Source organism: Synechococcus sp. R6-10 (assembly GCF_047461815.1).
GTDB lineage: Bacteria > Cyanobacteriota > Cyanobacteriia > Thermostichales > Thermostichaceae > Thermostichus.
The window spans coordinates 1-6,116 of the sequence record NZ_JANSHW010000095.1 but is presented as its reverse complement, the minus strand read 5'-3'; the positions used below and the strand labels follow the sequence as shown (position 1 = coordinate 6,116).

At 57.8% G+C, this 6,116-nt stretch carries 7 protein-coding genes; 2 read left to right on the top strand and 5 right to left on the bottom strand.

Annotation, left to right across the window (positions count from 1 at the left end):
* A partial coding sequence (locus tag NW837_RS03295) for a TylF/MycF/NovP-related O-methyltransferase (RefSeq protein WP_414329253.1) occupies positions 1-701 on the top strand: 701 nt, incomplete at its 5' end.
* A gap of 33 nt (positions 702-734) precedes the next feature.
* Here the strand turns inward: NW837_RS03295 and NW837_RS03290 are convergent.
* Both NW837_RS03290 and NW837_RS03285 read right to left on the bottom strand, forming a co-directional pair.
* Positions 735-1,460, bottom strand: a complete 726-nt coding sequence (locus NW837_RS03290) for a Uma2 family endonuclease (RefSeq protein WP_414329252.1) — start codon at positions 1,458-1,460, stop codon at positions 735-737.
* Positions 1,461-1,483: 23 nt separating this feature from the next.
* Complete coding sequence (locus NW837_RS03285) at positions 1,484-2,170, bottom strand: Uma2 family endonuclease (RefSeq protein WP_414329256.1); 687 nt, start codon at positions 2,168-2,170, stop codon at positions 1,484-1,486.
* Positions 2,171-2,362: 192 nt separating this feature from the next.
* Between NW837_RS03285 and NW837_RS03280 the strand changes: the two genes are divergently transcribed.
* On the top strand, positions 2,363-2,788 hold the full coding sequence (locus tag NW837_RS03280; RefSeq protein ID WP_414329250.1) for a DUF1499 domain-containing protein: 426 nt from the start codon (positions 2,363-2,365) through the stop codon (positions 2,786-2,788).
* A gap of 53 nt (positions 2,789-2,841) precedes the next feature.
* On the opposite strand, the gene lpxD is transcribed toward NW837_RS03280, so the two are convergent.
* The 3 genes from lpxD to NW837_RS03265 form a co-directional block, all read right to left on the bottom strand.
* Entirely contained in the window at positions 2,842-3,873 is a 1,032-nt protein-coding gene (gene lpxD, locus NW837_RS03275) for a UDP-3-O-(3-hydroxymyristoyl)glucosamine N-acyltransferase (protein ID WP_414329255.1), read from the bottom strand.
* A gap of 15 nt (positions 3,874-3,888) precedes the next feature.
* On the bottom strand, positions 3,889-4,407 hold the full coding sequence (locus tag NW837_RS03270) for a DUF4330 domain-containing protein (RefSeq protein WP_414329249.1): 519 nt from the start codon (positions 4,405-4,407) through the stop codon (positions 3,889-3,891).
* A 66-nt stretch (positions 4,408-4,473) separates the two neighbouring features.
* Positions 4,474-5,997: a hypothetical protein gene (locus NW837_RS03265; protein ID WP_414329248.1), complete on the bottom strand. Its 1,524-nt coding sequence runs from the start codon at positions 5,995-5,997 to the stop codon at positions 4,474-4,476.
* Between the last annotated feature and the right edge of the window lie 119 nt (positions 5,998-6,116).

Sequence of the window (6,116 nt, the reverse complement as noted above, 5' to 3'; positions counted from 1 at the left end):
TGCATGCAGATGCTGAATGGTATCAGTCAACGATGGATATTTTGCGTCATCTCTATCATCAAGTTCATCCCAAAGGGTTTATCCAGGTCGATGACTATCAAGACTGGCAAGGATGCGCAAAGGCTGTCCATGACTTTGAGCAGGAAGTTGGAGTTTTCTTTCGGCTGCACAGTGTAGCTGAGCCCTATGGTTGGAAGATCGATAGCTTAGAGCTGCAAGAATGGCCTAGTCCCGCGTGGTTAAGTCCTTCAGAAAACCTGGTAGTGATTAGAGTTAGAGATAGCCTAACAGAAACCTCCAAACCACAAGGGATCCGCCTGAGCAAGATCAACGTGGGCCTTTTCCCCTACTGGGAAATGGAGACAGAGCAGCTTATCCAAGAACTGGAGGGCTTGCTGGAGCCAATTCTGCGCAGTCCTCAGCCAGAAGACTATGCTCTGATCTTCCTAGGGGATCCGGATCCGCAACTGGCCAATCAAACTCTGGAGATAGCTGCAGGCAACATAGCTCTCAGGCTCATGGAAGAGGGGTTAGAGCTCAGTAGAGAGCCGTTCTGTTCAGTGGTAGCTGGCTTGAACCCCTATCAATGGGAGAGACTTATTCCCCAACTCAACTATCGCTATCCCTTGAAGCGGGAGCGCTTTCCCAAGGGATTACGGCCTGCTATTCAAAAGCTACCTGTGTTGCTGTTGGCCTCCTAGGGATCCATCTGTTGTCTTGAGTTACTTGGCTGTCTACAGGGCGTCTGGATCTACCCCTAGCTCTTGTAGCTTCCGGGCCAGGCGCCCTGCCCGTTGTTCGGCCTGCTCAGCCCTTTGCCGCTCCAGTTCGGCCTCGGTGGGTACCAGTTCCCCAGCAGCAGTGGCCCAGCGAATCCAGGTGGCCTCGATGTCCCGAAACCTGCCCTCCCACTTCACTAGGCACAATCCCAAAACCTCGCTCGGCAAGCAACCCTCGGCATCCTCTTGAATCGGCTCATAGCGGCCGCCCATTAGCCGAAACCCTGCCCAGTCCTCTGGCTCAAACGGGTCAAACCAAAAGTACTCCGGCACCCGGATAATCTGCTCATAAAGTTGCTTTTTGCTTGTTTTATCCTCCTGGGCAGTGCTGGGAGCAAGAAGCTCAATCACCACGTCCGGCCCTTTGCCCTGCTCCCAAATCACCCAGCTTTTGCGCTCGCCTTTAGGCACACCCAACACCACAAAATAATCCGGCCCTTTGAAATTGCGGCCGCTGGTCTGCTCCAAGCTGTAGTAGAGAAACATATTGCCACCGACAAAGCCATCAGGGCGCTGCTGCAACCAGGTTTGGGTAGTGGAGATGAGCAAGTCCATCTGGCACCTGTGCCGCCAGCTTTCCATAGGTTCGCCGTCGTCGTAGGGTAGCTCGTCTTGGGTGGGGGGCAACTCGGGTAGATAAACCGGATCCAGCACCTCAGTAATTGGGTTCGGGTTAGTCATTGCCAGTTCTCCTCTCTTTACCCTTACAAGGTATCGGGATCCACCCCCAGCTCCCGCAGCTTCCGGGCCAGGCGCTCTGCTCGCTGTCGCTCTTGCTCAGCACGTTGGCGCTCGATTCTCTCAGCTTCTTCAGGAGTGGGCACCAGCTCCCCATTGGGGAAAAAGTAGCGCAGTTGTTGGTTATGGATCCCCAGATACAGCTCCAGCATCTCGCTCCAGCGCCAGCCCTGCTCCGTTGGCTCAATCTCCTCGTACTTCTCCCCCCTCAGTCGCAAACCCATAAACTCCTGCGTCTCCGGAGAATAGTAAAAGTACTCCGGTGTCCTGAAAATCCTTTCGTAAAGCTCCCGCTTCTCACCCCGATCCACTTTGGCAGTCGATTCCGAAAGCAGCTCGATGATCAAGTCCGGGTATTTGCCACCTTCTTCCCACACCACCCAAGAAGGGCGGGGGCGGTTTTCTACCCCTTTGACCAAAAACAGATCTGGCCCGCGGAAGTCTTTATTTTTGAGTTGCTCTCGGCTGTAGTAGACGGTGAGGTTCCAGGCGAGGAAGTAGTCGTTGCGGTCTTGCCAGAGGCGGGCGAGGCAGCTGACCAGAATCAAAAGCTGCAGGGCATGCAGGGAGTGTTCCATTTCGGGTTCATCGCTGAGCAGCCCCTGGGCCGAGGGCATGAGCTCCGCCAGTTGCTGGCGGGTGAGGGGAGTAATCTTTTCCTCGGCTTTCTCTTGGAGTTTTTCTTGGGCCAGCATTTTTGCACTCGGGGCAAGTGAATTAGCTGTAGGCTAACCCATCGATAGAACCGCCGGCAGGTGCTCTGCTTCAGGCTGACAGGGTGATAACAGGAGCGTTCTACTAACTGAAAGGCATAATAAGAGATGTAAACTTCTCCTTTTGTCCGCATGTCTTTCTGGAAACTTTTGGTGGTGATAGCGGTGCTGCTTTTCGGCTTGGCAAGCGGGATCCCCACCTTACAAGCGGCCACCCTGGGTGGATCCCCCTACAATCGCGCAGAACAGGAAGTTGTGATTGCAGCTAGCCCAGACCAGGTGTTAAAAGCGGCTGAGCAAGCCTTTCAAGTTTGGAAGCGGGGGGAACTGGTCTCTGTGGATGCTGAGGCGATGGAAGTGAAGGGGATCTCCCGCACCAACTTTTTTAAGTTCGTGGACGATCTAACGGTTTCGCTGTCGCCAATAGAAGGGGATCCTGGCCATACTCGTCTACACATTACTTCCGAAGGCCGTGTTGGGGAATATGATTTCGGCGGCAACCGGCGCAACATCAACGAGTACCTGAACACTTTGCGGTCGTTGCTGGAGCAGAGCTAGGGCCGACAGGACAAGGCGGGAGACTTATGTGGATCCACGTCTTTTGCCGTCTCTTATGATTCCTCGTTCTGTTCCAGCTTGGCCACACGAGCTTCCAGCTTGCGCAAGGTGCGTTGCAGCTCAGGCAAGTGCCGCTGGACGGCCATGCTCTTGCGCCATTCGGCAATGGGTTGGTGGGGGTAGCCGGCCACCGTTTGACCAGCAGGGATATCGCTGGTTACACCTGTCTGGGCGGCTACACGCACGCCATCGCCAATGTGCAGGTGCCCGGCCAAGCCACATTGCCCGGCCAAGATGACGTGGTGGCCCAACTGGGTGCTGCCGGCAATGCCCACCTGAGCCACGATCAGGCAGTGGGATCCGGTGCGCACGCCGTGGCCAATTTGCACCAGATTGTCGATCTTGGTGCCGCGGCCAATACGGGTCTCGCCAACGGCGGCCCGGTCGATGGTGGTGTTGCTGCCTACCTCCACGTTGTCTTCCAGCACCACCCGTCCCGCTTGGAGCATGCGCCGCCAGGAGCCATCCGCCAGGGGAATGTGGCCAAAGCCGTCGTCGCCAATGACAGCGCCGCTGTGGATGAGGCAATCATCCCCAATCTCCGTGCGCTCGTGAATAACGCAGTTGGCGAAAAGCTGACACCGGGATCCAATCCGCACCTGGGGATAAATCGTGACATTGGGATGAATTTGGGTGTGGTCGCCGATCCTCACCCCTTCCATCACCACCGCGTGCGGCCCGATTGCCACCCCTTCCCCCAGTTGGACGCTGGCATCCACCACCGCTGTAGGATGGATCCCCACCGGTAGGCGGTAGGGCTGGTAAAACAGCTCGATGGCCTGGGCAAAGAGCAGACGGGGATCCCTGCCCCGCAAGCAGGCAATGGAACAGGGCAAAGCCAGCCCTTCCTCCACGATGACGGCGCTGGCCTGGGTTTGCTCCAAGAGAGGTAGGTAGCGGGCCTCGCTGAGAAAGCTCAGCTCCCCTGGGCGAGCCTCCGCCAGGCTGGCCACGCTGTGAATTTCCAGGGTGGGATCCCCCTCGTAGGCACACCCCAATTTTTGGGCAATTTCCTGTAGCTGCATTGGGGTTGACATCCTCTACGATTGCGGCAGCCGCACGTCCATCACGGTGCCGCGCAAGTTGTAGTCAAAGGTCTCTAGCTCTAGGGGAACACCGATTTTGACGCGATTGTTGCCCAGGACGATGCCATTCTCGGTGCGCTGGCCCCGCCCCCGCAACGTAAATACCAGGTCGAGGCGATAGGCTTCGGGATCGGGCAAGTTCTGCACCCGCCCATCGGGGAAAACCACTGGCACCGTGCGGCTGACATTTTCCACTCGCACCACCTCCACCTGGCCGTAGGGCTGGTTGCGGATGATCAGGTCAGCCTTCTGCCCCGCCTGAAAAGGTTCCATAGAGCGGCTGCTGACCCCGCGCACAATCATGTCCACTTCCACCGGCAGCGTGGGGCCACCTCCCACCTGGACGACACTGCCCGCCTGCCGACCCGGAAAGAACAAGACGGCGACAATGGCCACCACCACAATTGCCAGGGCTCCCAGATCCAAGAGGCTGACCTTTCCCAAAAGCCGCCCCTGCTCGTCAATGAGCCGCATATCACCTCTCCTCGCACACCCTGTCTTGATTCTAGGCAGGTTTGTTCTCCAAGTGGCTTTCTCGCCCTAAGGGATCCAGGCTAGGGCGCTGCTGCCCAGCGGTAGGCGGCGTTCCCGCCAGCGGTGCGAACCACTTTGTCCATCAGGAATGGGCAGCCCGTCCTGCAAATCCACCAACCACACTTGCGAGGCCATGATGGCTTGCCCGCTACGGCTAAGGGGAGCCGAGGGATCCGGGATCCCTGGGAACGGTTCCAAGAGCGTGTAGGCCAGCATGCGTCCATCCGGGGAAATGCTGAAGTCCAGATCGACGGGATAGGTGGCTCGAACCACCTCTATGGCGTTGCCTGCTTCAGTGCCGAGCGTTATCGCCAGCAGGCGGGGCGACTCGGTGTAGCTGGGGGAGTCCATCGCGACCTCGCCAACAGAATAATGCTCCGCACCGCTAACGTGAGAGACCTCACTGACCAAGGCGTAGAAGATGGGCGCCCGAGGGGAAAAAGCCCCTTTCAGGATGGATCCCTGGGTTCTCAAAATCTCCTCGCTGTTGCCGGTATTGCTGACGATGGAGAGGCTGCGGGTGTAGTCGGGATTGAAGCGCAGCAAAGCCCCGAAAGCCCCATCGGGGCGGATGGCTAAGGTTTGGCCGAACTGGGCTAGAAAGCTCTCCGCTGCCGCCCGTGGATGCAAGGGTACGATCCCCACCCCCTGTCCCTGCGAGATGAGCAGGCTGCTCTCATCGGGGCTAATGAAAAAATCTCCCCCCACCGCCGTATCCAGCTCTAGACGTTCAAAGGGATCCCGGCTCGTTTTCTGGATCCACAGCTCCGTCTGGACGGCAGCCATGGGATCCCGTTGCAGCAGGATCCGCTCTGCCACCACCAGTTCCCCCGTCGGCGAGACTTGGAAGCGCAGGTTTTGGTAACCCTGATGATCCAGCAGCAACCGCGAAGACAGATCCTCCAGATCCAGCCGGTACAGATCCTGGTGCTGTAGGTTGGTGGCCGTGGCGAAATAGTACACGAAGCGGCCATCAGCACTGGGCTGCATTTGGGTTACCTTGACCCCAGCTGGAGTCAGCAGAGTAGCGGCTCCCGTCTCCAGGTTGAACAGAAACATTCGCCCTCGCTGGGCAGGTTCGGTGCTGATCCCCAGCAACTGCCGATCCGGCGTGCGGAATTCTCCCTCGAAAGGCCGGGCCATGGGCTGGCCCCGTTCATCTACCGCTGCCTGCAGGCGCACCCGGTAGGTCTGGCCGTAGGGGGCCGGTTCTGTCAGCGTCCAAAAAAAGCGGCGACCCAGCTTGCGCATTCGGCCTGGCAGAGGGGGCTGGATCTCCAAATGCTCTTCAACACTGACGGGATCCATCGGGCGGTTGAAGGTGAGCACCATCTGCACTTCTTGCGCCCCCACCCGTTGCTGTTGCCAGTTGAAATCCCGCACGTAAGGAGCCGTGTGGTTGCCCAACACCACCAGGATCACCCCGATGGCCAGGTTGCAGAGGGTAATCCGGGCAACCCAGCGATCCAGAGGCTGTGGGAACCACCGCGTCAGGGTTGCGCGCCAGTAAGATCCCGACCGGGCAGACATCTGACTCATAGGTTACAAACAACAGACAGGTATGGGCAGCCAGAACTTGGGGAGCATGACTCTAGTCAATAATAAGCTCAACTATACTGAAAATAATGTATAATATGTTCAGTACGGAT

Coding starts and splice junctions, on each gene's coding strand:
- NW837_RS03290 (WP_414329252.1), bottom strand. CDS start 1,460: ATGACTAACCCGAACCCAATTACTGAGGTGCTGGATCCGGTTTATCTA.
- NW837_RS03280 (WP_414329250.1), top strand. CDS start 2,363: ATGTCTTTCTGGAAACTTTTGGTGGTGATAGCGGTGCTGCTTTTCGGC.
- lpxD (WP_414329255.1), bottom strand. CDS start 3,873: ATGCAGCTACAGGAAATTGCCCAAAAATTGGGGTGTGCCTACGAGGGG.
- NW837_RS03270 (WP_414329249.1), bottom strand. CDS start 4,407: ATGCGGCTCATTGACGAGCAGGGGCGGCTTTTGGGAAAGGTCAGCCTC.
- NW837_RS03265 (WP_414329248.1), bottom strand. CDS start 5,997: ATGTCTGCCCGGTCGGGATCTTACTGGCGCGCAACCCTGACGCGGTGG.